Origin of the sequence: Streptomyces sp. NPDC056600, assembly GCF_042792855.1 — a bacterium.
Classification (GTDB): domain Bacteria; phylum Actinomycetota; class Actinomycetes; order Streptomycetales; family Streptomycetaceae; genus Streptomyces.
In genome coordinates this window covers 52,825-78,842 of the sequence record NZ_JBHTVQ010000001.1, presented here as the reverse complement: position 1 = coordinate 78,842, position 26,018 = coordinate 52,825, and the positions used below count along the sequence as shown (strand labels likewise).

Here is a 26,018-nt window from a genome sequence, read left to right as displayed (position 1 = left end):
ATAACTTGACCCGCCCTACCCCCGGCCCCTCCCGGCGGGGGGGCGGGTCCCGAGGTGGGCGCCGCGGGGCCGGTGTGTGGGTTGGCGTGCGCGCAGCAGCGCGACCTCCGCCCCGTGGTGGATCATCTCGCGGTGGATGTGGAGGACGAGCGACGCCATCGGGTACTCGGCGAAGTCGTGTTCCGCGGGGCCGCAGCGGCGGGCGAGCCCTTCCTCGCCCAGGCGCCGCACCCCGGCCGTCCACGCCGCGTACGCCTCGTCGAGCTGGGCGAGGGCCTGGTCGGCGGTGCCGGCCCAGGGGAAGGCCGCGTACTCCACGGCCGGTCCGCCGAAGTGCGCGGCGACCCGCAGACCCAGCACGCCGACCACCATGTGACCCAGCCGCCAGGCGATGGTGGTCACCGGCGGCGGGTCGGGCTCGGGGTGGGCGTAGTCGATGGTGAACGCGCCGCCGCCCACCGCGAGCGGAGCGGTGCTCATGCCCTGCGGACGCACGCTCCAACAGCCTCCCACCGGTTCCCAGAAGTACTCGTCGTCGGTGAGGCCGGCCAGTCGCGGCCGCAGCTGGTGACGCCAGTGCCGGTCGAGCTGCTCGACCAGCTCGTGGTTCCAGTCGATGGACATTCCTCCACCGTAGGGCGGCGGGCGGCCGCGTCCTGGATGCCGCGCCCCGGGCGCACCCGGCGCACCCGTTCCGTCCGTGTCGTTCGTCGGCCACGCGTCGGCCACACGCGGGCCGCCCGGGCACGGGGGCCGTGTGGGGGGCCGTTCGTCTGGCGGACCGCGCTGGACGCCTCGTCCGGCGGCGGTCGATCATGGGGCGATGAGCGACGACAGCACGCCCGAGCAGGGCTTCCTGATCCTGCACGGCTGGCAGAACCGCCGGCCGGCCGACCACTGGCAGCACTGGCTGGCCGACCGGCTCGCCGGTCTGGGGCACGAGGTGGTGTATCCCCAGCTGCCCGACCCCGACGAACCGAGCCTGGACGTCTGGCTGGCGGAGTTCGAGGGGTACCTGGCCTCGCTGCGCGCCCGGCGTCGCACCGTCCTGTGTCACAGCCTCGCCTGCTGCGCCTGGCTGCACGCCGTCGACCGCGGCCTGGTCCGTGACGCCGTGGACCGAGTGCTGCTGATCGCGCCGCCCGGGCCCGCCTTCCTGCGCGACGCCCCCGAGATCACCGCGTTCACCGCGCCGCCGGTCACCCCCGCCCAGCTGGGCGCCGCGGCCCGGCACACCCGGGTGGTCTGCGCCGACGACGACCCGTACTGCGTGGAGGGCGCGGACGCGGCCTACGCCCGCCCGGCGGCGGTGCCCGCGGACGTCCTGCCCGGCACCGCCCACCTGAACCCGGACTCCGGCTACGGCCCCTGGTCCGCCCTCCTCGACTGGTGCCTCTCCCCCGCCGCCGACTCCCCGGTGGGCGCGACTCGTTGAGCGACCCGGTGAGCGACCCGTCGAGCCGGCCGGACCGTCGGGTCAGCCCATCGTCTTCGCGCCGTCCAGGGTCTCGCGGATGATGTCGGCGTGCCCGGCGTGCTGGGAGGTCTCCGCGACGATGTGGAGCAAGACCCGCCGGGCGGACCAGCTGCGGTCCCCCTCGAACCAGGGGGCCCTGGGCAGCGGCCGGCTCGCGTCCAGGTCGGGCAGCGTGGCCACCAGGCCGTCGGTCCGGGCCGCCACCCGGTCGTAGGCCTCGAGCAGCCCGGCCAGCGTCTCGTCGGGAAGCATCCGGAAGTCCGCGGCCCGCTTCTCCCAGTCGGCCTCCGTCATGTTCTCGAAGTCGCCCAGCGCGGAGGGTCCTTCGAGGATGAAGTCCACCCAGGCCGTCTCCACCGAGGCCACGTGCTTGATCAGCCCGCCGAGGCTCAGTTCGCTCACGGTGGGCCGCAGGCGGGCCTGCTCGTCGGTGATGTCACGCACGGTCATGCGCAGGAAATCGCGGTGGCGGACCAGCATCTCCAGGATGTCGGCGCGCTCGCCGTCGAGGGTTCCCACGGTGTCTGCGGACGTGATCATTTCTTCGACGCTCATCTCGGTATCGCCTTCGTTCGTCGTGCTCAGGGGAACGGGCGCCGCACGCCGGCGTCCCCCTCGTTCTCGTCCTCGTCGTCCCAGGACACGATCCACGCTAGATCGCATTGCGGCCGGAATCTGTCCGCAATCGCCGCCACACTGGATGACATGGCGAACACCAGTGCACGCACCCTGCGGCTGCTCTCTCTGCTGCAGACCCACCGCTACTGGCCGGGGACCGAGCTGGCCGGCCGGCTGGGCGTCTCCGCGCGGACGCTGCGCCGGGACGTCGACCGGCTCCGCGAGCTGGGCTACCCGGTGGAGGCGAACCGAGGGGTGGACGGCGGCTACCAACTGGCGGCCGGGGCCGCGTTGCCGCCGCTGGTGATCGACGACGAGGAGGCGGTGGCCCTGGTCCTGGGTCTCCAGGCGGCGGCGCAGAACGCGGTGGAGGGGATGGCCGAGTCGTCCGTGCGGGCACTGGCGAAGGTGGTGAGGGTGATGCCCGCCCGTCTGCGCCGCCGGGTGGAGGCGCTGCACGAGGTGACGGTTCCGGTCCGGTGGGGCGACGGCGAGGGCCCCGCGGTGGATCCCTCGGCGCTGACCACGGTGGCGCTGGCCTGCCGGAACGAGGAGCGGCTCCTGTTCGGCTACCGCGCCGCCGACGGCACCCGCACCGAGCGCCATGCCGAGCCGCACCGTCTGGTGCCGCTGGGCCGGCGCTGGTACCTGGTCGCCTACGACCTGGACCGGGCGGACTGGCGCAGTTTCCGGCTCGACCGGCTCAGCTCCCCGGAGGCGACCGGCGACCGGTTCCGCCCCAGGGAGCTTCCCGCCGCCGACGCCGCGGCCTTAGTCAGGGCGGGGCTGGAGAACCTGCCGCGCCCGCACCGGGTGGAGGTGCTGGTCGACGCCCCGGCGGCCGCCGTCCGGCAGCGGATCGGCCGCTGGTGCCGGGTGGAGGCGCTGGACGGCCCCCGCTGCCGGGTGGAGCTGACCACGGACGACCTGAACTGGGCGGTGACGGCCGTCGGCATGGCGGGGGCGGACTTCCAGGTCGTCGGCCCGCCCGAGATGGTGGAGAAGGCGCGCGAGTGGGGCGCCCGCCTCAGCCGAGCCGCTCGCGCGGGGGCCGGAACCCGACCCGGAACCTGAAGTCCTCCAGGGTGAACGCCAGCAGGGGGCGGCCCTCGCCCAGGAAGGCGAGTTCCCCCGCGGGGTCGGGGCGGAAGGACGTCCTGGCCGGCGCGGGCCTGCCGGTGAGGTGGGCGGGGACGGCCAGCACCTCCCCGTCCACCTCCTGAAGGAGCCGGGTGCGGATGGGCAGCCGGACGGGCAGTCGGCGGGGCAGCGTCCGACCCGGCCGGAACGCGGCGCGGACCTCGCCCGTCCCCGGGGCCCGGAGCGTCACGTGCTCCGTGCCCGGCGGGCCCGCGCCGGGCTCCCAGGTGAAGTGCCCGATCTCCTTGGGGATGCCCCACAGAGTGCGGCCACCGGCCTTGGACTGCTCGCTGTCCACCCACACCGCCACCGCCGTGCACCCGATCCGCCGCCCCTGCCGGACGGCGAGCGCCACCAGCAACTCCCGGTAGGCGAGGGTCCCTTCGGGCGAGTAGTCGACGCAGAAGGTCAGCAGGAGACGGCGTCCGCCCACGTCCAGCGGACGCACCCCTTCGGGCAGCGGCCACTTCGGCAGCCTGCTCGGACGGACCCGCCGGAGACCGATGTGCATCCGGCCCCGCAGGTCCCACGGTTCGGGCGGGAAGGGTTCGGTTTCGCTCATCCCCCCATGGTGCCCGGCCGCGCGTCGCCGCGGCGGTGGGCCCGGTCGAGGGAGGCGAGTTCCTCGTCCGACAGGCGGATCCCTCCTGCCGCCACGTTGGCGGCCAGGTGGTCCGGGTCGCCGGTGCCGGTGATGGTCAGCATCTGCGGTCCCTGCGCGAGGGTCCAGGCGATGCGGACCTGGGCGGGGGTGGCCTGGTGCGCGCGGGCGACCGCGGTGACCTCCGGCAGCTCGCCGTCACCGCGTCCGTCCTCCTTGGCCGGGCCGGCGAGGCTGTAGAACGGCACGAAGGCGATGCCCAGTTCACCGCAGCGGGCCGCCAACTCCGCCTGGCGCGTGTTGTATCCGAGACCGTAGGGGTTCTGGACGCTCACCACGGGCGCGATCTGCCGGGCCTCGTCGAGGTGCTCCGGCCGGATGCTGGAGAGCCCGAGGTGGCGGATCAGGCCCGCCTCGCGCAGCTCGGCGAGCGCGCCGAAGTGGTCGGCCGCCGAGTCCTGGCCCATCATCCGCAGGTACACCAGGTCCAGGTGGTCGCGCCCGAGCCGGCGCAGGTTCTCCTCGACCTGGCCCCGCAGCTCCGACGGCGTGGCGGCGGCCGCCCAGGTGCCGTCGGCGGCGCGTCGCGGCCCGACCTTGGTCGCGATCACCAGGTCGCTCGGATAGGGGCCGCCGAGCGCGCTGTTGATGAGCTCGTTGGCCGAACGGAGCGGGGAGAAGTAGAAGTCGGCGGTGTCGATGTGGTTGACGCCGAGGTCGACCGCGCGGCGCAGCACGGTGATCGCCGCGCCGCGATCACGGGGGACGGCGTCGGGTATCAGGGCGGTCCCGGTCTGGGGCAACCGCATCGCGCCGAAGCCGATCCGGCGCACGGGCAGGTCACCGAGGGTCCAGGTTCCGGACGCCTCGGCGGTGACGGGGTGCGGGGGCAGGGAGGTCATCGGCGGATGATCGCACAGAGCGGCTCCCGCGGTGGCCCGCACGCCGCCGGGGCGGTCAGCCGGCGGTCGCCGCGTTCCGGGGCGGTCAGCCGGCGGTCGCCGCGTGCCGGGCCAGCCCTTCGACGACGTCCTTCACGAACCTGCCGAGCGCCCACCGGTAGATCCACCCGGTCCCCGGCACCTTGGCCCGGAAGACCGACCGCCACCGGATCTCCGTGCCCCCGTCCGCGCCGGGAGTCAGCACGACGTCCGCCCGGTAGTCCCGCAGCGGGAGCCCGGAGAGCAGCACGTAGGCGAAGTGCCGGTCCGGCTCGCTGGCCACGATCCGCTCCCGCGAGACGTGCCGCCCGGTCCGGAAGACCCGCACCGCGCCGACGCCCTCGCCCCCGCCCGGCGCCGGGGACTCGAGGGTGAACGACTCCAGCGGCGACCACACGGGCCACCCCGCCCCGTCCCGCAGCAGCGCGTGCACGACGCGCGGGGCGGCCGTGGTGTGCCCGGTGTGCTCGATGACCTGCGGCCCCATCGCTCTCCCCGTCGTCCGCGATCGGTCGTGCGGACTCCACCCTAGGACTCCTTGCCCGGAACCGGCACCCGGCTAGGCTCATCGCCGTATGGACGTTCTCCTGCCTCCCCTGCTGGTGCTCGGCGGCCTGGCCGCCGCTGTCGCCGCCTTCGCCCGGCTGGCCCGCCGGGTGCGTCGACGGGGCACCGCCGGCGCCGCGGCCTCCGCCGCGCTCGCGTCCTGGGAGGAGGCGTTCCGGGTCACCTCCCACGAGGCCTACCAGGAGGTGCGGGTGCAGACGGAGCGCACGCCGCCCCTCCCGTCGCCGGACGGTCCCGCTCGCGGACGGCGCCGCAGCTGACCCGGCGCGAGGTGCGGGGAGTTACCCTGCACGCATGGCTTCCTGCTGCTTCGCCGCGTACCGCACCCGCCGCGCCCTCTGAGCGCGGCGGTCCGGCCCCGGTCCGTCACCCGGACCGGGTGCGCCCCCTGCTTCCGCCGCGCCCGCGAACCGTCCATCGGCACTCACACGGGCACGGAGACTTCCGCATGCACCCCACCCGCTTCACCCCCTTCGAGGAGCTCGACGCGCTCCTCGGCGACCTGACCCGCTCGGTCCGCGACATCCTCGGCGACACCTTCGTCGGCGCCTACCTGCAGGGCTCGTTCGCCCTCGGCGCCGGGGACCGGCACAGCGACTGCGACTTCGTCGTCGCCACCACGCGCCTGCCGTCCGGCGCCACGGAGTCGGCGCTGCGCCGGCTCCACGACGGCATTCCGCTGCGCGCCGGCCACTGGACGCGGCACCTGGAGGGCTCCTACGCCGACACCGCCTCCCTGCGCGACGTCGCGGGTCTCGGCACGCCGTGGCTGTTCAACAACCACGGTCACCGGGAGCTGACCTGGGACACCCACTGCAACAGCGCGCACGCCCGGTGGATCCTGCGTCACCACGGCATCACCCTGGCCGGCCCCGCGGTCACCGAGGTGGTCGACGAGGTCCCGCCCGGGGCGGTGCGCGCCGAGGCGCGGGCCGAACTGCCGGGGCTGCTGGACTCCATCCGGACCTGGGCGTCCTTCGACCTGGCCTGGACCCAGCGGTACACGGTGACGACGTACTGCCGGATGCTGTACTCGCTGAGCACCGGCGAGGTGGCGTCCAAGCCGGGCGCGCTGGCCTGGGGCGCGGCCGAACTCGCGCCTCGGTGGCGGCCGTTGCTCACGCAAGTGCTGGAGGACCGCGGCCGCGGCTGGGACCCGGCCGACCCGCCGCGGCCGGGTTCCGTGGAGGCGACGTACGCCTTCGCCTCCTACGCGGAGTCCTTCGCCGGCTGATCCGCGGCGGCCGGCTGTCCCGCGGCGGCCGGCCGCCCCGCCGTGGCCGCCGGCCGCTCCGCCGGGACCGGGCGGGCCGCTCCCCCGCCGTACCGGGCGCGCAACTCCGCGGTGTAGCGCGCCCGGCGGCGGGTGTCGCGGCCCAGCGCGATCTCGTCGAGCCGCATCAGGTCGTCGAGCAGGTCACGCAGCACGCCCGGCAGGAACGCGGCGGGACGCAGTGCCGGTCCGGCCCACCAGGGCACGCACACCGACTGCCGTCGGCTGCCCCGCGTGACCAGCCGTACCACCAGGCCGGCGACCCGCTCGGGCGCCAGCGCGGCCGTGGGCCGGGCGCGCAGGCCGGACCCTGCCGGGGTGTCCAGCAGGTGCGGAAGCACAGCGGTCACCCGCACCCCGCTGCCCTTCACCTCCCGGTGGAGGGCGGCGGAGAGGGCGGCCACCGCGGCCTTGGTGGCGCTGTAGTGCGCCAGGCCGGCCAGCGGCTTGAGGGCGGTGAGGCTGGAGACGTTGACGATGCGACCCCGGCCGGCCGGCAGCATCACACCGAGCGCCGCCCGGCAGCCGTTCGCGGTGCCGTCGAGGTTGACGCGGCTCATGGCGGCGGCGAGGCCCGGGTCCTGCTCGGCCAGCGGACCGTCCGCGAGGACTCCGGCGTTGTTGACCCAGACGTCCAGCCGCCCGTAGCGCTCGACGGCGGCCTCGGCAAGGCGGGCGGTGTCCTCGGGCCGGGTGACGTCGGCCGCGACGGCGAGGTGGTCGTCGCCGAGCCGGGCGGCGGCCGCGCGGAGCGCCTCGCCCTCCAGGTCGCCCACGACCACCCGGTGACCGGCGGCGGCGAACCGCTCGGCGAGGGCGAGCCCGAGCCCCCGGGCCCCTCCGGTGACGACGGCGACGGGCGGGCCTGCGAGCTCTCGGCCCGGGGCGGCCGATGACGATGCGTTCACGTCCGCCCAACGATCGGCGCAGGTCAGGGGTTCCCCGCCGTCGACGCCCTGTCAGTTCGCGGTGAGCCGCCCGGCCAGCCAGTCCTGGGCCCGCCGGACGTACGCGCGCACCCAGGGCACCTCGCCGGCGAGCGTCTCGACGCCGTGCGGGGCGCCCGGCATCAGGTCGAGCACCGTGTCGACGCCGCACGCCTCGAGGCGTGCGGCGTAGTCGCGGGACTCCTGGTGGAAGAGGTCGGCGTCCCCGACGCCGATCCAGGCCGGCGGGAGCCCGGTGAGGTCCTCGCGCCGGGCGGGCACCGCGTAGCGCGGGGTCTCGGGGCAGCCGGGCTCGGCGTCGAGGTAGGAGGCCCAGCCTTCGCGGTTGCTGCGGTTGTCCCACACCGGGTGGCGGACCGCGTCGAGGGTGCGGTCGGCGGCCGTCCGGTCGTCGAGCATGGGGCAGAACAGCCACTGGGCGGCCGGTTGGACGCCGCCCTCGTCGTGGAGCCGCTGCGCCAGCGCCGCGGCCAGTCCGCCGCCCGCGCTCTGGCCGCCCACCGCGAGGCGGGCGGTGTCGACGCCCAGGCCGTCGGCGTGCCGCAGCAGCCACTCCCACACCGCGTGGCAGTCGTCGAGGGGGATCGGGCAGGGGTGTTCGGGGGCCAGGCGGTACTCGGCGGACACCACGACCACGCCGAGCGCGTCGCACAGGCGGCCCGCCCACCGGTGGTCCTGCACGGCCGCCCCGCTGACCAGACCGCCGCCGTGGATCCACAGCACGGCGGCCCCGGTGCGCTGCCGGCCCGGCGCGGGCGTGTACAGCCGCAGGGGTCCGCCGGGCAGGCCTCCGACCGTCCCCGCCAGCACTCCCTCGGGCAGCCGTGTCTCCGGCAGGCGCGCCCGCACCGCCCGTCCTATCCGGCGTCCGAGAGGTCCGGCGGGAATGCTCGGAAGGAAGCGGACGCGGTTCCTGATCGCGGGGTGCAGCTGCTCCGGCCTCATGCCGGTCACGGTACGGGCGGCCCCGCCTCCCGTACAGCGGTCCTCCCCGCGTCCACCGCCCACACGCCGTCCCGCATCACCCAGCGCCCGCGCATCTCGTGCTCCCCGTTGCGGGCCTCGACCGACCGCGGCCGCACCCGGATCCACACGTACTGCCTGGCATCCTTCCGCGGGTCCCAGCCCGTCTTGGCGGTGAACGCGTCCGCCGCCGCTCCGGGCGCCTGCGAGGAGGTGAGCACCTCGGCGTCCCCGTCCACCAGGACCACGTCCAGCGTGTCCCCCAGCGCCATCCTCACGCGCCCGACGGCGCCGACGTTGCGGGCGGTCGGCGTGGCCGGCCGGGTGGCGAGCCAGAAGCTGCCGTCGTGACGGACGAACCACAGCGGCACCAGGTACGGCGCCCCGCGGGTGTCCGCGGTCGCCACCCAGACGTCCGTCTCCTCCGCGAACCGCGCGAGGACGTCACGCGTGCGTCGCTCCATGCCGCGGGGCGGCTCCACCGTCTTCATACCCAGCACGCTAGCCACCGGCCCCGCCCCACGCCCCGGCCCGCGGACCGAAAACCGACCCGGTCGTCGGACCTAGGTCCGGCCGCCCCCGGATCACGGACGCCACACCGCGAGGTTCAAGGTCACGGTGAGGAAGCCGTCGGCGGTCCCGACCACCAGGTCCGGGTCCTCGATCCGTTCGGCGTACTCCTCGGCCCCCACCTCGTCCAGCAGGAAGACGAAGTGCTCGATCACCGCCGGGCACTCCCCGGGGACGGCCGTCGAGGTCGACGTCCGTGCCGGCGCGGTCCGCCGCCTGGCAGAGGACCGACACGAGGATCCTGAGGTCCTTCGCACCGAGGAGGACGTCGGCGCCGTGCACGACGACGATGCCCTCACCGCCGGTGTCGTGCGCGTGGAGGTCGTCGAGACAGTCGACCAGCGCGTCCCAGTCGCGGCCGAAGTAGCCGGGGAACCCGAGTACGGCGGCGAAGGCGTCACAGGTGCGGCCTGCACAGATCGAACACGGGTCCCACTCCCACTCGGCGACGGGCAACGCCCTGCGCCATGGGACTCCCTGTTCCGGGTCCGCGTCAACGTGCGACCCGGCACGCGGGCGAGGGCGCCGGTGGCCCGTTCAGGCTGCTGAACACAACGTCCGACGCCACGCCGTCGGGACTCGTGGAAAGTCGCGCTGCTCATCGTATTGACGCTCCATCACGACGCTCCTACCGTGACGTCACCCATTCAAGAACATGTCCTTTATTCATGTCCATGAACGCGAGGAGCCGAGATGGCCGCACTGGACTGGGTCGTACTGGGCGCGTACTTCTTCGTGATGGTCGGCATCGGCCTGTGGTCGAGGAAACGCATCCACACGATCGCCGACTTCTTCACGGCCCGTGGCCGCATACCGTGGTGGCTGTCCGGGATCTCGCACCACATGTCCGGCTACAGCGCGATCATGTTCGTCACCTTCGCGGCGGTCGCGTACGACTACGGCGTCACCGTCTACTTCTGGTGGCCGCTCACCATCGGCGTGGGCATCGGCATCGGCGCCTTCGTCTTCGCCGCGCGCTGGAACCGGCTGCGCGCCAAGCACGGCGTCAACTCGCCGCTGGCCTACCTCGCCGTCCGGTACAACCTCCCCACCCAACAGGTCCTCGCCTACAGCGGCGCGGCGCTGAAGGTGGTGGACATCGCCGCCAAGTGGGTCGCCATCGCCGTGCTGCTGCAGGGGTTCGCGGACATCCCGCTGGGCTGGGGCATCACGCTGACCGGCGTCTGCACCATGTTCTACATGGCCTTCGGCGGACTGTGGGCCGACGTCCTCACCGACTTCGGGCAGTTCGTCATCCAGGCGGTGGCCGGCTTCGCGATGCTGTTCGCGCTCTTCGCGCACCTGGACGGTGTCGCCACCCTCTGGACGATGTGGGGCGACCTGCCGAAGGGGCACGGCGATCCGGTCGCCGGACCGGTCACCTCCGGGCTGATCATGGCGTTCCTGCTGGTCAAGACCTTCGAGTACAACGGCGGCATGTGGAACCTGGCGCAGCGCTACATGGCGGCGCCGTCGGGCTCCCGGGCCAGGCGGTCGGCGCTGCTCTCCAGCGCGCTGTGGATCGTGTGGCCGTTCATCCTCTTCGTGCCGATGATCGCGGCCCCGCTGGTGGTGCCCGGCATCGAGAACGGCGAGCAGTCCTACATCATGCTCGCCCAGGCGCTGCTGCCGACCGGTGTGATCGGACTGCTGCTCGCCGGGTTCTTCTCGCACACGATGGCCATGGTGGCCTCCGACTCCAACGTCATCACGGCCGTGATCACCCGTGACCTGGCGCCGGTGCTGGTGCCGCGGGTGCGGCGCTTCACCCAGGCGGGGCAGCTGACGTTCGCCCGGATCACCACGGTCGCGTTCGTGACGGTCAGTATGACCTTCGCGCTCTTCGCCGACCCGAAGGGCTTCATCATGACGGTGGTGGTGAGCATCGTCGCCGCCACGATGGGGCCGATCTCCATCCCGCTGATGCTCGGTCTGCTGCCGTGGTTCCGGCGGCACGGACCGGTCGCCGCGATCACCTCCTGGGCGGGCGGCCTGTCGGTGTGGGCCTTCCTGTACTGGGGTGTGGAGGACGCCACGCAGACCATGAACGTCGGTCTGCCGGTGCTCACCTCGCTGACCCTGTACGTGGTCGTCGGGTTCATCCGTCCGCAGGGCAGCGCGGCGCGCGACGCGCTGATCGACTCCCTGAACAGCGAACCGACCGAGGCCGAACGCCTGGCCCTGGAGGCGAGGTTCGAGGGTGAGCCGCCCGCGTCCGACGGCGACGCGGTCGCCGACACGGTCGTCACCCGCTGACCCGCCCCTCCGAACCGCAGTTCCGTCCACCCGTGCCGCCGGCCGTCCCCTCACGGGGGCGGCCGGCGGCGCGTCACGTCCGGGGTACCGCCACCGCGGTTCCGGCACGCGACGGCCGACGGCCCGGCTCCGCACGGGAGCCGGGCCGCGGGTGGTGGCCACGGGATGGGCCGGGCGGCCGTCAGGCTCCCGAGGCGCCGTCGGCGGTCGCGTCGGGGCCGGGTCCCGCGTCGGCGCGGGGCGCGGGGTGCGAACTGCCGGTTTCGGGGCGGCCGTTCACCCGGCGCGGCAGTCCGAGCGGGTTGTCGTCGTGGAGCTCCGGGGGAAGCAGCGCCTGCGGCGTGGACTGGTAGGTGACCGGCCGCAGCCAGCGCTCGATCGCCGTGCCGCCGACCGAGGTGGAGGTGGACGTGGTGGCCGGGTAGGGGCCGCCGTGCTGCTGGGCGGGGGCGACGGCGACGCCGGTGGGCCAGCCGTCGACCAGGACGCGGCCGGCCAGCGGCGTGAGCAGTCCGAGCAGGGCGGCACCCCGGCCGTCCGCGCCGGCCGCCTCGTCGGCGCCGAGATGGAGGGTCGCGGTGAGGTTCCCGGGCAGGGCGCGCAGGACGGTGATCGCCTCGTCCTCGCCGCCGTAGCGGGCGACGACCGTGACCGGGCCGAAGCACTCCTCCAGGAGGGCCTCGTGCGTGTTCCCCGAGGCCAGCCGGCTCGCCGGGACGGTCAGGAAGCCCGCCGCGACGCCGTGGTCGCCGTCCGGGCCGGGGGCCACCGGCGCCTCGACGTCGGGGAGCGCGGCCCGCTCGGCCGCCCCGGCGAGGAACGCCTCGCGCATCCGGTGGTCGAGCATCACGCCGCCCTGGGCGCCGGCGACCGCCTCGGTGAGCGCCTTGACCAGGCCGTCGCCCGCCGCCCCCTCGGGGATCAGCGCGAAGCCCGGCTTGGTGCAGAACTGGCCCGTGCCCAGGGTCATCGACGCGGCGAGCCCGGCCCCGATCTCCTCGCCCCGCTCGGCCGCGGCCGCTTCGGTGACCAGGACCGGGTTCAGGCTGCCGAGTTCGCCGTGGAAGGGGATGGGGGCCGGCCGGGCGGCCGCGGCGTCGTACAGCGCCCTGCCGCCGCGCACCGAGCCGGTGAAACCGGCGGCGGCGACCAGCGGGTGCCCGACGAGCGCGACGCCGGCGTCGAAGCCGTGGACGAGGACGACGACGTCCTCCGGCAGACCCTCCTGGGCGGCGGCCCGGCGCAGCAGCGAGGCGCACAGCTCGGAGGTGGCCGGGTGGTCCGGGTGGGCCTTGACGACGACGGGGCAGCCCGCGGCGAGTGCGCTGGCGGTGTCGCCGCCGGGCACCGAGAAGGCGAGCGGGAAGTTGCTCGCGCTGTAGACGGCGACGACGCCCAGCGGCACCTTCCAGCGCCGCAGGTCGGGCCACGGCGGGGTGCGGGTGGCGTCGGCGTGGTCGATGTGCACGTCGAGGAAGCCGCCCTCCTCGACGATGTCGGCGAAGGCGCGCAACTGTGCCGTCGTACGGGCCAGTTCGCCGGTGAGGCGGGGCGCGCCGAGGGCGGTCTCCGCGTCGGCCGTCGCGACCACCTCGTCCCGCGCCTCGTCCAGCAGGCGGGCGGCGGTGCGCAGCAGGGCGGCCCGCACCGGGCGTTCGGCCAGTGCCGCGCGGGCGCCGTGGGCCGCGCGTACGGCGCGGTCCACGTCCTCGGGCGCGGCCTCCTGGGCGACCTGCTCCCGGCGCTTCCCGGTTCGGGGATCGACGCTCCAGACTGGTGCTGCGGTCACGGTGGGGGTCCTCCGGTTCCTGCCGGTGTGCCGGTCCGCCGCGACGGCCGGGGCCGACCGGTGTGCGTTCGCTATTCTGAACGGCGTTCCTGTGTATGAATGTCAGGAACTCTATTTGCGGGCTTTCGAAGGGGTCAAGAGGCATGTCGACTGCCGAGACGGGTGGCGCACAGGTCAAGTCCGCGGTGCGGACCGTGGAGTTGCTGGAGTACTTCGCCCAGCTCCCCGGCATGCACAGCCTCGCGGCGGTGCAGGAGGCGGTCGGGTACCCGAAGTCCAGCCTGTACATGCTGCTGCGCACCCTGGTGGAGCTGGGCTGGGTGGAGACGGACGCGACCGGAACGCGCTACGGCATCGGGGTGCGGGCGCTGCTGGTCGGCACCTCGTACATCGACGGGGACGAGGTGGTGGCGGCGGCGCGGCCGACCCTGGACCGGCTCTCCGACGACACCACGGAGACCATCCACCTCGCCCGGCTCGACGGCACCAACGTGGTGTACCTGGCCACCCGGCAGTCCCAGCACTACCTGAGGCCCTTCACCCGGGTCGGCCGCCGCCTGCCGGCGCACTCCACCTCGCTCGGCAAGGCGCTGCTGGCCACCCGCACCGACGAGCAGGTGCGCGAGCTGCTGCCGCAGACGCTGCCCGCGCTGACCGAGCACACCATCACCGACCGGGAGCAGCTGATCGAGGAGCTGCACCAGGTGCGCGAGCGGGGGTTCGCGGTGGACCGGGAGGAGAACACGCTGGGGCTGCGCTGCTTCGGTGTGGCGGTCCCCCAGCGCACCCCGGCCCGCGACGCGATCAGCTGCTCGGTGCCGGTGGCCCGGCTCACCGGCACCCACGAGCAGTCGATCGTGGACGCCCTGTTCGACGCACGCGACCGGCTCACCCTGGCCACCCGCCGGCTCTGAACCCCGCCGCCCACGGGGCCCAGCGGACTGCCCGGTCTGACCGGCGCCGGGGTCCGCCGGGGACACCCGGGCGCCGGGTTCCTCAGGCGGCTCCTCGGAGGGCGGCGCGCGCGACGAGGCGGGGCCAGGCGGTGGCGTCGCTGCTCGGGATCCGGGGCCGGGCGAGCCCGTGGGCGCCGCGCGCGGGATCGGGGGCGGCGTCAGAGTTCGTGCGGCTCGCACTCGTCGAGCTGCCCCGCCCCGGCCCACCGGGCGACGAACCCCGGCACGTCGCCGGTCTCGTCGACCCGGGCCCGCAGTTCCGGGCTCCAGCCCGCGTCCCGCCGGAGGACGGCGTCCGGGTGCTCGGCGTTGTACCGCGCGATCAGGTCGACCTCCGCGCCGTTGACGAAGTTGTCCTCCGCCGTGATCGGCGCCTCGCTCCACTTGTGCAGGACCGCGCCGGCCGGGACGGACGCGGGGAGGGTGAAGTGGTTCTTCTCCGCGTGGATCGCCGACTCCTTGCCGACGCCGTAGGCGTAGCCGAAGACCGCCGGGTCCTTGACCAGGTGGTGGTTGTTGTAGACGTCGACCTGGCCGAACCGCACGCGCGGCGTGCGCTCCCCGGTGTCCCGGAACAGGTTGTGGTGCAGGGTGACGCGCAGCTTGCCCTGGTCGGTGGCGGTCGCGCTGTCGCTGTTGCCGATCAGGATGGTCTTGCTGTGGTCCGCGAAGACGTTCCAGGAGAGGGTGACCAGGTCGGCGCCGCGCACCACGTCGAGCTGCCCGTCGTGCTGCTGGAACTCCCGCCCGTAGTAGCGGGGTTGGGCGGCGTCGGGCCGGCGGCCGTCGGTGAAGGTGTTGTGGTCGGCCCACACGTGGGTGGAGCCGTACACCACCAGGCTGTCGTACTCGGAGTTCCAGTTGCCCTCGGCCCCGTCGGTGGGGTCCCACTGCGGGAAGCAGTCGAAGGTGTCCTCGAAGGTGAGGTTGCGGACGATCACGTTGTCCACGTCGCGCACCTGGACGTTGGCTCCCAGCAGCCTGGCGTGGTCGCCGACGCCCACGAGGGTGGTGTTCGACCCGAGGTTCAGCCGGATCTGCGCGGCCTGGCGCGCCGCGGAGGCCAGGCGCGCCTCCTCCTGCGGCCCCGAGGGGTCGGCCTTCCCCCAGGTGGCGGGGTCGTAGGCGGCGAGGTAGCCCTCCAGGGAGTACCCGTCCGTCGCGTAGTCGGCGCAGCTCAGCGGCCTGCCGGAGGCGTCGCTGTTGGCGTCGAGCGTGCCCGCGACCCGGATGATCCTGGGGGTGGCGTCCCCGTTGCCGACAGCGGCCTTGAGCTCGGCCCAGGTGTCGACGGTGTACACGTGCGCGCGGCGGGCGGCGGCGCCTCCGGTGGTGCCGCCGTCGGCGGCGGCCCAGCCGTCGTGCTGCGGGAGGACCTGGCGGGCGGGGTCACCCGGCGCGGCGCCGGCGGCCCCCGCCGACGTCACGGCCAGGGTCAGCGCGGTGCAGCCGACGAGGGCCGCTCTGGCGAGGCGTGCGGGACGTGCCGGACGTGCCGGACGTGACTGACTGCGCATTGCGGCTCCTGAGGAGGGGAGTTGAGCGAGGTGTGGTGGTCCGTTCGGCCGGTGGGGGTGCGCCGGGTGGAGGCCCGGGCCGCGGGCGCGGGGACGGTGCCCGCGCCCGGGTGCGGGGGGGCTGCGCCGGCGGTGGCAGGAGCGGCGGCGGGGCGGGGGTGAGGTCACGCCCCGCCCGCCGCGCTGTCACTGCTGCTGCTTCCACTCCGCCTGGGCGTCGTCGAGCAGTCCGGCGAGCTTGTCCGTGAACTCCTTCGCGCTGATCTCACCGAGCAGCAGCTTCTGGAAGTCCGGCTCGGTGTCGGCCTTGCTGATGTTGTTCCAGTCGGGCAGGTAGTACGGCAGCTGGACGACCTTGGTGCCGGGGTCGTTGAGGGACTCCATGGCCGCCTTGACCGGCTTCACCTCGTTGATCCAGGTGTCGCCGGACGCCTCGGTGTTGGCGGGGATGGAGCCGGCCTCCTGGTTCCAGAGGCTGTTCATCTCGTGGGACGCGGCGAACTCGATGAACTTCCAGGCGGCCGTCTTGTTCTTGCTGCTCTTGAACAGGCCGAGCCCGTCGACCGGGTTGGAGACGATGGTGCGCGGGCTGCCCTCGGCGGACGGCGGCAGCGGGATGCCCTCGACCTTGTCCTTGCCGAACGCCTTCACGTGGTCGCCGTAGGAGCCGAGGTTGTGCTGCAGCATGCCGATGTCGCCCTGGCCGAACTGGGCGACCATCTTGGCGAAGTCGTTGTTGAGGTCGGCCTCGGGCGTCGCCTTCTTGTAGAGGCCGACGTACTTCTCGAGCGCGGCGACGTTCTTCGGATCGTTGACGGTGGTCCTGTCGCCGTTCCAGAAGGTGTCGATGCCGGACTGGGCGTACATCATGTCGAGCGCCTGGGCGACCGAGCCGGCGCCGCCGCGGATGGTGAAGCCGAACTTGTTCTTCTTCGCGTCGGTGAGCTTCTCGGCGGCCTCGTAGAACTTGTCCCAGCTGGTGGGCGGTTCGGCGCCGGCCGCCTCGAACAGGTCGGTGCGGTACCAGAGGGTGCCCTGGTTGGCGCTGGTCGGCACGGAGTACATCTCGTCGCCGCGTCCGCCGGCCGACCTGACGCTCTCGGCCATCTGCTCGGAGAGCTTGCCCTTCAGCGCGCTTCCCTCGAGCCGGTCGCCGACCGGCTCGAGGGCGTCCTGGGCGACCATGTTGGCCAGGTACGCGGTGCCGACGCCGCCGACGTCGGGCAGGCCGCCGCCGGCGATGGCCGTGTCGTACTTCGACTGCACGTCGGTGATGGGTATCGGCACGTACTTGACGTCGATGTCCGGGTTCTTCTTCTCGAACTCGGCGATGATCTTCTCCCAGACGGGGGTGCGGACACCGCCGTTGTTGTCCCAGAAGGTGATCGTGCCCTTGCCGGAGCCCTCGTCGCCGCCGCCCGCGCTGCCGTCGTCGCCGCAGGCGGTGGCGGTCAGGGCGAACACCGCGGCCAGCGCCACGGCTGCGGTCGTTCTCCGGTTCCGGTGATTCGTCGCTCTCATGCTCGGCTCTTCTCTCGTGAAAGGGGTTCCTTGTGGTGCGGTGACGCGGTGATGCGGTGCGTGGTGCGATGCGGTGGTGCTCGGGTCCGCCGGTCGGTGCGCGTTCGTGCGGCCGGTGCCGGTCGTGCGCTCGGTACCAGGTGGGGTCAGGCGGTGGTGCGGTAGCGGGTGAAGGTTCCGGTCCCCGCGGCGTCGGTCCCTGCGGCTTCGGTTCCCGCGGCGCCGGTCCCCGGTGGGGCGGCGGCGAACAGGGCGAGCAGGGCCCCGGTCCAGCCCCAGGGGGCGGCGGCGAACACCTTCCCGGATGCCTGGAGTCCGGTCCCGTCGCCGGTGTCGACGAGGAAGCGGCACCGGGCGCCCGGGGACACCTCGACGCGCAGCCGGGCCCGCCCACCGGGCGCGTCCCGGGCACGCGCCGCGTCCCGCTCCCGGGAAGCGGAGTCCTCGGCGAACCGGTGGACGAGGCGGACCGCGCCGTCGGCGGCACGCTCCAGCCCGATCCAGGCGTAGGCGTCCCCGACGACCGCGAGGCCGGCCCGGGCGCCCGCCGCGGCCCCGTCGAGGCGGAGGTCCACCTCGGCGGTGAAGGTCTCGGCGGGCATCCGCTGGGTCAGCAGGTGGCCCAGCGAACGCAGGTCGTCGACCTGGCCGGTGCGGACGCAGGTCAGCCGCAGTCCGTCACCGTCGTGCGCGGTGGTCCACCTCTCCCCCGGGTCGGCCGCCCACTGCCACTGAAGACCGAACCCGCCGCCCGCGAAGTCGTCGTCGGTGGCCGGCGCGGCCACCGGCTGCGGCGGCGCCTGGGGCTTGCGGTGGACGGCGACGGGCGTGCCGTCGTCGCCCAGCACGGGCCAGGGCGACCCCTGTTCGTCCGCGGTCCAGCGCATCGGCTGGAGGTGGACGACCCTGCCGTGCGCGCCGCGGGACTGGAAGTGCAGGAACCAGTCCTCCCCCTGCGGGGTGCGCACCCAGCCGCCCTGGTGGGGGCCGTTGACGTCGGTGCCGCCCTGCTCCAGGACGACCTTCTCCTCGTACGGGCCATGGAAGGACCGCGCGCGGAAGGCGCCCTGCCAGCCGGTCTCCACCGACCCGGCGGGGGCGAGGATCCAGAACCAGCCGTCGTGGCGGTAGAGCTTGGGGCCCTCCAGGGTGAACCAGCCGGGCAGCAGGTCGCCGTCGACGAGGAGCGCGCCCTCGTCGAGGAGGGTGAGGCCGTCGGGGCTCATCCGGTGCCCGGTGAGACGGTTCTTCACCCCGGCGCGGGACCTGGCCCAGCCGTGCACCAGGTAGGCCTCGCCGGTCTCCTCGTCCCACAGCGGACAGGCGTCGATCAGCCCCTTGCCCGGCTTCAGCAGGTGCGGGGTGGTCCAAGGGCCGTCGATGCGCGGCGCGTTGACCTGGAGGACGCCCTGGTCCGGGTCGCCCCAGAAGATCCAGAAGCGGCCCGCGTGGTGCCGCAGCGCCGGGGCCCACACGCCGCGGTCCGGGCGGGGCACGGCGAAGTCCTCGTGCGGCGTGAGCCGGTCGAGGGCGTGCCCGACGAGGGTCCAGTTGACCAGGTCGCGGGAGTGCAGCAGGGGCAGGCCGGGGGCGCGGCCGAAGCTGGAGGCGGTGAGGTAGTAGTCGTCGCCGACGCGGATCACGTCGGGGTCGGACCAGTCGGCGTTCAGGACCGGGTTGCGGTAGGTGCCGTCGCCGAGGTCGGCGGTCCACGGCCGGTTCGTGGAGGCGGTGTTCACGGCGTGACCGCCTCCTTCGCGAGCTTCGCGAGGTCGCCGGCCGCGTCGCGGTCGAGGCGGCCGTCGGCGACGACGGTGGCCACCCGGCGTACGAGGGTCTGCCCTGCCCCGAGGGTGACGGGGCGCGACCAGGCGAGGGACGAGCCGACGCCCGGGTACTCGGCGGTCCGCACGAACCAGGGGTCGCGGCGGGTGGCCTCGTCGGCGCCGGCGAGGACCAGGGTCCAGCCGTCTCCGGTGAGGGCGAGCCAGTCGGCGCTCCGGCCGTGGACGGCCTCCTCGCCGTCGGCGTCCGGGGTGAGGACGGCGGGGGCGCCGGCCTCCTTGGGGGCGCGCCAGAAGAAGCCCCCGTAGCCCGCGCCGGGGCGGCCGTTGGTGGCGGGGCTGCCGATGGTGACGGACCCGTCCGCCGGGGTGAGCGCGAAGGTCAGGCCGAGGGCCCAGGCGCGGTCGGTGAGCGCGGTGGCCGTGACGGTGCGCCGCTCACGCAGCAGCGCGGCGCCGCCCGCCTCCCAGACGAGGTCCTCCTCGATGCGGCCGTCCTGCTTGCGGTGCCAGCCCGTGTGGCGCTGGACGCCGTGGTTGTCGAGCAGCACCGGGCCGCGGTCGCGGACGAAGGTGCGGCCGCCCCAGAAGCTGTGGCCGTCGACGTCGGGCACGGCCACGCCCGCGCCGAGGTGGTGGAGGTGGTCGGCGGGCAGTTCCTCGGTGACGACCACGCCGGCGAGGGTGGTCACCGGGTGGAGGTAGGGGCGGGGCGAGAGCCGCGGGTCCAGGTCGGGGCGGACGGCGTAGCGGGCGACCCGCCGCCCGGCGCAGCGCAGGTCGGCGAGGACCTCCACGGAGGAGACGTCCCGGGGCACGGTCATGAGGTCCTCGTTCCGGCGGAGGCGGCCGGCGCCGCCCAGGGTTCGGCGCCGGTCTCGGAGAACAGGCGCAGGGTGTCGGCGCAGGCGGCGACCAGACCGTCGACGCCGGGCACCACCCGCCGTGGCGCGGGGGTGTCGTGCGCGGTGCGCCAGGCGTGCGGCGGCAGCGGGCGGGGTTCGGGGGCGGTGCGGACCGCCTCCAGGACGCGCATGAAGGCGCCGGAGCGGGCGGGCGGGGCGAGCAGTTCCGTGCCGTCCGCGAGGTGGTCGAGGAGGTTCTCCAGCAGGTCGGTGCGGCCGTGGACGTGCTCCTCGGGACCGTGTCCGGCGCGCTGCAGGAGCACCCGGTCCTCCTTGTACCAGAAGGTGATCCGGCCGCTCTCGCCGTGGACGAGGACGTACGGTTCGCCGGCCCGCTCCGCGCACAGCGTCGCGGCGACGACGACGTCCGTCCCGTGCGTGGTGGTGACGCGGACGCAGGAGGTGTCGTCGGCCTCGATGTCGTTGGCGCGCAGCAGTTCCGTCTCGATGCCGGTGACGTCCTCGGCGCGTTCGGCGTCCGCCAGGGCGAGGGCGGTGGAGACGGCGTGGGCCAGCGGGTTGGTGAGCACGCCGTCGACGACGTCGACGGGGCCGAGACGGCGCCGGCCGGCCCAGGGGGCGCGGCCCCAGTAGGCGGTGTCGCGGACCCAGGCCCCGGCCGCGGAGATCCCCCTGACCCGGCCGATCGCGCCGGCGGAGATCAGCTCGCGGACGGCGGGCACGGCGTGCGAGCCGAGGGTCTGGAAGCCGATCTGGCAGACGGTGCCCGCCGCGCGCACCGCGTCCTGGACCCGGCGGTGGGCGGCCCAGGAGGCGGCGGGCGGCTTCTCCAGCAGGAGGTGCACCCCGCGCGCGGCGGCGGCGGTGGCGAGCTCGGCGTGCGTCTGCAAGGGGGTGCAGACGACGGCGACGCGGGCGCCCGTGCTCTCCAGGAGGGCGGCGAAGTCGGCCGACTGCTCGGGCCGGGAGGCGAAGCCGGTCAGCTCGGCGTCGGTGAGTGGGGTGAGGTCGCAGACTCCGGCCAGCCGTGCCCGTCCGGCGCCCTCCAGGCGGCGGATGTTGTCCAGGTGCCGGCGGCCGTGGCCGCGCGCGCCGGCGAGCACCAGGGGCAGCGGCGGCGGGGTCGGGTGCGGGGCGCTCATGGTGCGGGCCTCCTCGGGAGTACGCACGGACGGGGGAAGAAGGAAGGGCGGGGAAGCGGAAAGGGCGCAGGAGCGAGAGGTCGGAGAAGCCAGGGCGGGGAAGCGAGGGCGGGTGGGTGGGAAGGGCGTGGACGCCGGAGAGGCGTGCACGGACGGGGGGCGGGTGGCGGCGGGTCAGCCCTTGACGGCGCCCGCGCTGAAGCCGGTGATCAGCCACTTCTGGATGAAGGCGAAGACGATGACGACGGGGACGGCGGCGATCACTCCGCCGGCGGCGAGCGCTCCGAGGTCCACGCTGTCCGCGCCGATCAGGGTGTTGAGGCCGACCGGGATGGTCTGCTTGTCCTGCTCGCTGAGGAACATCAGCGCGAACAGGAAGTGGTTCCAGCTGTGCACGAAGGCGAAGGACCCGACCGCGATCAGCCCCGGCCGCAGCAGCGGCAGGACGACGGCGCGGAAGGCCCGCAGTCGTGAGCAGCCGTCGACCCAGGCGGCCTCCTCCAGGGAGACCGGCACGTTCTTGATGAAGCCGCTGATCAGGATGATGGACAGCGGGAGCTGGAAGACCGTCTCGGCGATGATCACGCTCTCCAGCGAGTTGATCATCCGCAGGTTGCGGAAGATCTCGAAGAGCGGGACCAGCATGAGCGCGCCCGGGATGAACTGCGAGCACAGCAGCGCCAGCATGAAGGCGTTCTTCACCCGGAAGTCGAACCGGGCCAGCGCGTAGCCGCCGGACAGGGCGATCACGGTGGTGGTGACCAGGGTGGCCACGCCGACCAGCATGCTGTTCTGGAAGAAGACGCCGAAGCTGCGCTCGTTCCAGACCTTCTCGAAGTGCTCGAAGGTGATCGGCCAGGGCACCAGCGAGGTCGATCCGGCGGGCCTCAGCGCGAAGAGCAGCATCCAGTAGAACGGCACGAGGGTGAAGAGCAGGTAGAGCCCGAGCGGCAGGTGGATCTGCCAGCGCGGCGCCTCGTCGAAGGCGCGGTGGCGGCGCCTGCGGCGCGGGGTCTGGTGGGAGATCGCGGGGGTGTAGGCCGGGGGCGCCGTACGGCGGTCGCCCGTCTCGGCGAGTGCGGCGGTCACCGGGGGTCGCCTCCGAACTTGCTCAGACGCAGGTAGAGGATGGAGCAGAACAGGAGGATCACGAAGGCCACGGTGGTCAGCGCGGAGGCGTACCCGAAGTCGTGGCCCTCGATGCCCGTGTTGGCGACGTACAGCGGGAGCGTGGTGGTGACGCCCGCGGGGCCGCCGCCGGTCAGGGTGTAGAGGAGGTCGACGTTGTTGAACTCCCACACGGCGCGCAGCAGCGTGGAGAGGATGATGGCGTCCTTCAGGTGCGGCAGCGTGATGTGCACGAACTGCCGCAGCCGGCCGGCGCCGTCGACCGACGCCGCCTCGTACAGGTCCTTGGGCACGGACTGCAGGTCGGCGAGGATGAGGATCGCGAAGAACGGGACCCCGCGCCAGAGTTCGGTGACGACCACGGCCCAGAAGACGGTGTCGGTGTCGGACAGCACGGAGGTGCCGTAGGCGCCGATCCCGGCGTCCGCCAGGTAGCGGCTCACCCCGGTCGAGGGGTTGTAGAGCAGCATCCAGATGGTGGTGGTCAGCACCCCGGAGACGGCCCACGGGGAGAAGACCATGGCGCGGGCGAGGGCGCGTCCGACGAAGGTCTGGTTGACCAGCAGGGCCAGCGCCAGGCCGAGGACCAGCTGGAGCGAGACCTCGGTGACGACCCATTTGGCGCTGAACACCAGGGAGTCGCGGAAGAGCGGGTCGTCGGTGAAGATCCGGGTGAAGTTGTCGAAGCCCGCGAAGCCGTCGCGCCAGGGCTTGGTGACGTTGTAGTGCTGGAGGCTGTAGTAGAAGACGCTGAGCACCGGGTACGCGATGAAGCCCAGCATGAGCAGCCCGGCGGGGGCGATCAGCAGGTAGGGAAGGCGGCGCGGGGTGCTGCCGCCGTTCCCGCGTCGTCGTCCGGGCGCGCCCCGGGACGTCCTGCCCGGTGTCTTCGCCGCGGTGGCGGCGGGGGCTGCTGGGGCCATGACCTCTGTCTCCGTTTCGTTCACGGTGGTGCGTGTCGTACGGGGAGCCGGGCCCGCTCCGGGGGCCCGGAGGGCGGCGGGTCGGCCGACGAGGCCGGCAGAAAGCGCTTGCTCCACGGCGTGCGCCGGTCCGGGCGCGGAGGCGGACGCGGTGGGTGGTGGGGCGCCGCCGGCCGGGGCTCGGCCGGCCGGCGGCGGTTCAGCCGGCGTAGGGTTCGGGCACCTTGCCCGGGCGGGCGAGGAAGGCGAAGTCGCAGCCGGTGTCGGCCTGGGTGATCTGCTCCTGGTACAGCGCGCCGTAGCCGCGTTCCCACTTCTGCGCGGGCGCCGTCCAGGCGGCGCGGCGGCGCTCCAGTTCGGCCTCGTCGACCTCCAGGCGCAGGGCGCGGGCCGGGACGTCGAGGGTGATCAGGTCGCCGGTGCGCACCAGGGCCAGCGGGCCGCCGACGTACGACTCGGGCGCCACGTGCAGCACGCAGGCGCCGTAACTGGTGCCGCTCATCCGGGCGTCGGAGATCCGCACCATGTCCCGCACGCCCTCCTTGAGGAGGTACTCGGGGATGGGCAGCATCCCGTACTCCGGCATGCCGGGCCCGCCCTGCGGCCCCGCGTTGCGCAGCACCAGGACGTGGTCGGCGGTGATGCCGAGCGCGGGGTCGTCGATGGTGCGCTGCATGGTGCGGTAGTCGTCGAAGACGACGGCCGGGCCGGTGTGCCGCAGCAGGTGGGGCTCGGCGGCGATGTGCTTGATCACCGCGCCGTCGGGGCAGAGGTTGCCGCGCAGGACGGCGACGCCGCCCTCGTCGGCCAGCGGCCGCTCACGCGGGCGGATGACCTCGTCGTCGTGGACGAGGGCGCCTTCGAGCTGGGCGCGGAGCGTGGGGTGGGCGGCGGTGGGCCGGTCCAGGTGGAGGACGTCGGTGAGGCGCGAGAGGAATCCGGGCAGGCCGCCCGCGAAGTGGAAGTCCTCCATGAGGTACGCGCCGCCGGGCCGCAGGTTGGCGAGGACCGGCACGGTGCGGGCGATGCGGTCGAAGTCGTCGAGGGTGAGGGTGACGCCGGAACGGCCGGCCATGGCGATCAGGTGGATGACGGCGTTGGTGGAGCCGCCGAGCGCGAGGACGGTGGCGACCGCGTCCTCGTACGCCTCCCGGGTGAGGATCTTCGACGGCGTGACGTCCTGCCACACCATGCCGACGATGCGGGCGCCGGCGGCCGCGGCCATCCGTTCGTGGCCCGAGTCCACGGCGGGGATGGACGAGGCGCCGGGCATCGTCATGCCGAGCACCTCGGCGGCGGCGGTGAGGGTGGAGGCGGTGCCCATGGTCATGCAGTGGCCGGGCGAGCGGGCCAGTCCGTTCTCCAGCTCGGCGAGTTCGCCGTCGCCGATCTCGCCGGTGCGCCGCTGGTCCCAGTACTTCCACATGTCGGTGCCGCTGCCGAGGACCTCCTTGCGCCAGTGGCCCGGCAGCATGGGCCCGGCCGGCACGAACACGGCGGGCAGGTCGGCGCTGGCGGCGCCCATCAGCAGGGCGGGCGTGGTCTTGTCACAGCCGCCGAGGAGCACGGCCCCGTCCACCGGGTAGGAGCGCAGCAGTTCCTCGGTCTCCATGGCGAGGAGGTTGCGGTAGAGCATGGGGGTCGGCTTCTGGAAGGTCTCCGAGAGCGTGGAGACCGGGAACTCCAGCGGGAAGCCGCCCGCCTGCCACACCCCGCGCTTGACCGCCTGGGCGCGTTCGCGCAGGTGGACGTGGCAGGGGTTGATGTCGGACCAGGTGTTGAGGACCGCGACGACGGGCTTGCCGAGGTGCTCCTCGGGCAGGTAGCCGAGCTGGCGGGTGCGGGCGCGGTGGCTGAAGGTGCGCAGACCCGACGAGCCCGTGGAGACGGAATCGCCGTACCAGCGGCGGCTGCGCAGGTCCTCCGGACGCAGGGTGGCGGGGCCCGGCGCCCCGGGGTGCGGGGCGTCAGGACGCGAGGCGTCGGTGCGCGAGGCGTCGGTGCGCGAGGCGTCAGGGCTCGGGGCGTCAGGGCTCGGGGCGTCAGGGCTCGGGGCGGCGGTGCGCGCGGCGGCGGTGCGGTCGGTCATATCCCCCACCCCTTCAGCAGGGCGGCGACCGCGGCGCGGCGCTCCTCGGTGATCTCGTGGCTGGGCGGACGGACGTCGCGCCGGCACAGGCCCAGCGCGGCGAGGGCCTCCTTGACGACGCTCACGTTGTCCGCGGACTGCCGGTCGGCGCGCAGTTCCTCGAACGGCCGGACCCGCTCCCACACCTCCATGGCGGCCGGCAGGTCGCCTCCCCGCAGGGCGTCCAGCATCGCGAGGGACAGCTCGGGGGCGACGTTGACCAGCCCCGAGGTGAACCCGGTGGCGCCGCCGGACCAGTAGGCCGGCGCGTACAGCTCGGCGAGGCCGGCCACCCACACGAAGCGCTCCAGGCCCGCGTCGCGGGCGAAGGCGGCGAAGTGCGCGGCGTCCGGCACCGCGTACTTCACGCCGACCACGTTGGGGCAGTACGCGCCCAGTTCGGCGAGGGCCCCGCCGTCCAGGTGCGGGTTGCGGATGTAGGGGACGACGCCCAGTTCCGGCACGGCCTCGGCGACCGCCCGGTGGTAGGCGATCCAGCCGTCGCGCGAGACGTAGGGGTGGACGGGCTGATGGACCATGACCATCCGCGCTCCCGCCTCGCGGGCGTGGACGGCGGCGGCCACGGCGGCCGGCACGTCGTGGCCGACGCCGACGACGATCGTCGCCCGGTCCCCCGCCTCCTCCACCGTCACCTCGGTGACGGTGCGCCGCTCCTGGGGGGTCAGCGTGTAGAACTCCCCGGTGTTGCCGTTCGGGGTGAGGGTGCGCACGCCCGCGTCCAGCAGGCGGCGCAGCAGCACCCGGTGCGCGGCGAGGTCGAGACCGCCGTCGGCGTCGAACGGCGTCGCGGGGATCGCGACGACGTCGGCCAGTGCTGCCCTGAGAGGAGTGTGGTCCGCGTGCGCCATCGAGGCCGCCCTTTCTTCTCCGTGACGATGTCCGTGCACCTG

Annotated in this window: 24 protein-coding genes and 2 pseudogenes; 6 read left to right on the top strand and 20 right to left on the bottom strand. The window is 74.0% G+C overall.

The annotated features are described in order from the left end of the window. Positions 1-15: 15 nt before the first annotated feature. Positions 16-624, bottom strand: coding sequence for a DinB family protein (locus ACFRAV_RS00390; RefSeq protein WP_382549936.1), 609 nt, complete (start codon positions 622-624; stop codon positions 16-18). A gap of 199 nt (positions 625-823) precedes the next feature. Here ACFRAV_RS00390 and ACFRAV_RS00385 point away from each other — a divergent pair, with 199 nt between their 5' ends. Beyond that, the gene (locus tag ACFRAV_RS00385) at positions 824-1,435 is read left to right on the top strand and encodes an RBBP9/YdeN family alpha/beta hydrolase (protein WP_382549934.1); all 612 of its coding nucleotides are present in this window, start codon (positions 824-826) and stop codon (positions 1,433-1,435) included. A 42-nt stretch (positions 1,436-1,477) separates the two neighbouring features. On the opposite strand, the gene ACFRAV_RS00380 is transcribed toward ACFRAV_RS00385, so the two are convergent. After that, a complete protein-coding gene (locus tag ACFRAV_RS00380; protein ID WP_382549932.1) occupies positions 1,478-2,032 on the bottom strand; it encodes a DinB family protein in 555 nt (184 codons plus the stop codon). Positions 2,033-2,182: 150 nt separating this feature from the next. Between ACFRAV_RS00380 and ACFRAV_RS00375 the strand changes: the two genes are divergently transcribed. Further along, positions 2,183-3,169, top strand: coding sequence for a helix-turn-helix transcriptional regulator (locus ACFRAV_RS00375; protein WP_382549930.1), 987 nt, complete (start codon positions 2,183-2,185; stop codon positions 3,167-3,169). Here the strand turns inward: ACFRAV_RS00375 and ACFRAV_RS00370 are convergent. The 3 genes from ACFRAV_RS00370 to ACFRAV_RS00360 form a co-directional block, all read right to left on the bottom strand. Then, the gene (locus ACFRAV_RS00370; protein WP_382549928.1) at positions 3,123-3,797 is read right to left on the bottom strand and encodes an acetoacetate decarboxylase family protein; all 675 of its coding nucleotides are present in this window, start codon (positions 3,795-3,797) and stop codon (positions 3,123-3,125) included. The two genes, ACFRAV_RS00375 and ACFRAV_RS00370, sit on opposite strands and share 47 nt — an antisense overlap. Then, on the bottom strand, positions 3,794-4,738 hold the full coding sequence (locus tag ACFRAV_RS00365) for an aldo/keto reductase (RefSeq protein ID WP_382549926.1): 945 nt from the start codon (positions 4,736-4,738) through the stop codon (positions 3,794-3,796). The genes ACFRAV_RS00370 and ACFRAV_RS00365 overlap by 4 nt, the downstream gene beginning before the upstream one ends. An 85-nt stretch (positions 4,739-4,823) precedes the next feature. Continuing rightward, positions 4,824-5,264, bottom strand: a complete 441-nt coding sequence (locus tag ACFRAV_RS00360; RefSeq protein WP_382549925.1) for an SRPBCC family protein — start codon at positions 5,262-5,264, stop codon at positions 4,824-4,826. 88 nt (positions 5,265-5,352) lie between these two features. Between ACFRAV_RS00360 and ACFRAV_RS00355 the strand changes: the two genes are divergently transcribed. Both ACFRAV_RS00355 and ACFRAV_RS00350 read left to right on the top strand, forming a co-directional pair. Further along, on the top strand, positions 5,353-5,604 hold the full coding sequence (locus ACFRAV_RS00355; RefSeq protein ID WP_382549923.1) for a hypothetical protein: 252 nt from the start codon (positions 5,353-5,355) through the stop codon (positions 5,602-5,604). 188 nt (positions 5,605-5,792) lie between these two features. Next, complete coding sequence (locus ACFRAV_RS00350) at positions 5,793-6,578, top strand: aminoglycoside adenylyltransferase domain-containing protein (protein ID WP_382549921.1); 786 nt, start codon at positions 5,793-5,795, stop codon at positions 6,576-6,578. Here ACFRAV_RS00350 and ACFRAV_RS00345 read toward each other — a convergent pair. The 5 genes and pseudogenes from ACFRAV_RS00345 to ACFRAV_RS00325 all read right to left on the bottom strand — a co-directional run. Beyond that, positions 6,554-7,525 carry an SDR family NAD(P)-dependent oxidoreductase gene (locus ACFRAV_RS00345; protein ID WP_382549919.1) on the bottom strand — a complete coding sequence of 324 codons (972 nt, stop codon included), beginning with the start codon at positions 7,523-7,525 and terminating at the stop codon, positions 6,554-6,556. The genes ACFRAV_RS00350 and ACFRAV_RS00345 overlap by 25 nt on opposite strands. A gap of 51 nt (positions 7,526-7,576) precedes the next feature. Then, a complete protein-coding gene (locus ACFRAV_RS00340; protein ID WP_382549917.1) occupies positions 7,577-8,509 on the bottom strand; it encodes an alpha/beta hydrolase in 933 nt (310 codons plus the stop codon). Positions 8,510-8,514: 5 nt separating this feature from the next. Then, positions 8,515-9,018, bottom strand: coding sequence for a pyridoxamine 5'-phosphate oxidase family protein (locus ACFRAV_RS00335; RefSeq protein WP_382549915.1), 504 nt, complete (start codon positions 9,016-9,018; stop codon positions 8,515-8,517). A 93-nt stretch (positions 9,019-9,111) separates the two neighbouring features. Then, on the bottom strand, positions 9,112-9,252 hold the full coding sequence (locus ACFRAV_RS00330; RefSeq protein ID WP_382550277.1) for a hypothetical protein: 141 nt from the start codon (positions 9,250-9,252) through the stop codon (positions 9,112-9,114). Between the two features lie 61 nt (positions 9,253-9,313). Then, positions 9,314-9,553 (bottom strand): annotated as a pseudogene (locus ACFRAV_RS00325) (barstar family protein); the annotation flags it as partial. Positions 9,554-9,790: 237 nt separating this feature from the next. Between ACFRAV_RS00325 and ACFRAV_RS00320 the strand changes: the two are divergent. Beyond that, positions 9,791-11,353, top strand: coding sequence for a sodium:solute symporter family protein (locus tag ACFRAV_RS00320; protein ID WP_382549913.1), 1,563 nt, complete (start codon positions 9,791-9,793; stop codon positions 11,351-11,353). Positions 11,354-11,618: 265 nt separating this feature from the next. Here ACFRAV_RS00320 and ACFRAV_RS00315 read toward each other — a convergent pair. Further along, positions 11,619-13,142, bottom strand: a pseudogene (locus tag ACFRAV_RS00315) (aldehyde dehydrogenase (NADP(+))); the annotation flags it as partial. 143 nt (positions 13,143-13,285) lie between these two features. On the opposite strand from ACFRAV_RS00315, the gene ACFRAV_RS00310 reads away from it, so the two are divergent. Further along, entirely contained in the window at positions 13,286-14,056 is a 771-nt protein-coding gene (locus ACFRAV_RS00310) for an IclR family transcriptional regulator (RefSeq protein ID WP_382549911.1), read from the top strand. Between the two features lie 200 nt (positions 14,057-14,256). On the opposite strand, the gene ACFRAV_RS00305 is transcribed toward ACFRAV_RS00310, so the two are convergent. The 9 genes from ACFRAV_RS00305 to ACFRAV_RS00265 form a co-directional block, all read right to left on the bottom strand. Further along, entirely contained in the window at positions 14,257-15,615 is a 1,359-nt protein-coding gene (locus ACFRAV_RS00305) for a polysaccharide lyase family 1 protein (protein WP_382549908.1), read from the bottom strand. 186 nt (positions 15,616-15,801) lie between these two features. Continuing rightward, entirely contained in the window at positions 15,802-17,136 is a 1,335-nt protein-coding gene (locus ACFRAV_RS00300) for an ABC transporter substrate-binding protein (RefSeq protein ID WP_382549906.1), read from the bottom strand. Between the two features lie 146 nt (positions 17,137-17,282). Beyond that, positions 17,283-18,875 (bottom strand): family 43 glycosylhydrolase, encoded by a 1,593-nt coding sequence (locus ACFRAV_RS00295; RefSeq protein ID WP_382549904.1) that lies wholly within the window; start codon positions 18,873-18,875, stop codon positions 17,283-17,285. Continuing rightward, positions 18,872-19,744 carry a PmoA family protein gene (locus ACFRAV_RS00290; protein WP_382549902.1) on the bottom strand — a complete coding sequence of 291 codons (873 nt, stop codon included), beginning with the start codon at positions 19,742-19,744 and terminating at the stop codon, positions 18,872-18,874. The genes ACFRAV_RS00295 and ACFRAV_RS00290 overlap by 4 nt, the downstream gene beginning before the upstream one ends. Next, positions 19,741-20,928 carry a Gfo/Idh/MocA family protein gene (locus tag ACFRAV_RS00285; RefSeq protein WP_382549900.1) on the bottom strand — a complete coding sequence of 396 codons (1,188 nt, stop codon included), beginning with the start codon at positions 20,926-20,928 and terminating at the stop codon, positions 19,741-19,743. Before ACFRAV_RS00285 ends, ACFRAV_RS00290 begins: the two co-directional genes overlap by 4 nt. A gap of 174 nt (positions 20,929-21,102) precedes the next feature. Next, positions 21,103-22,017, bottom strand: coding sequence for a carbohydrate ABC transporter permease (locus ACFRAV_RS00280; RefSeq protein ID WP_382549898.1), 915 nt, complete (start codon positions 22,015-22,017; stop codon positions 21,103-21,105). Beyond that, positions 22,014-22,979 carry a carbohydrate ABC transporter permease gene (locus tag ACFRAV_RS00275; protein WP_382549896.1) on the bottom strand — a complete coding sequence of 322 codons (966 nt, stop codon included), beginning with the start codon at positions 22,977-22,979 and terminating at the stop codon, positions 22,014-22,016. The genes ACFRAV_RS00280 and ACFRAV_RS00275 overlap by 4 nt, the downstream gene beginning before the upstream one ends. Before the next feature lie 199 nt (positions 22,980-23,178). Continuing rightward, positions 23,179-25,068, bottom strand: a complete 1,890-nt coding sequence (araD, locus tag ACFRAV_RS00270) for an L-arabinonate dehydratase (protein ID WP_382549894.1) — start codon at positions 25,066-25,068, stop codon at positions 23,179-23,181. After that, positions 25,065-25,976 carry a dihydrodipicolinate synthase family protein gene (locus ACFRAV_RS00265; protein ID WP_382549892.1) on the bottom strand — a complete coding sequence of 304 codons (912 nt, stop codon included), beginning with the start codon at positions 25,974-25,976 and terminating at the stop codon, positions 25,065-25,067. The genes araD and ACFRAV_RS00265 overlap by 4 nt, the downstream gene beginning before the upstream one ends. Between the last annotated feature and the right edge of the window lie 42 nt (positions 25,977-26,018).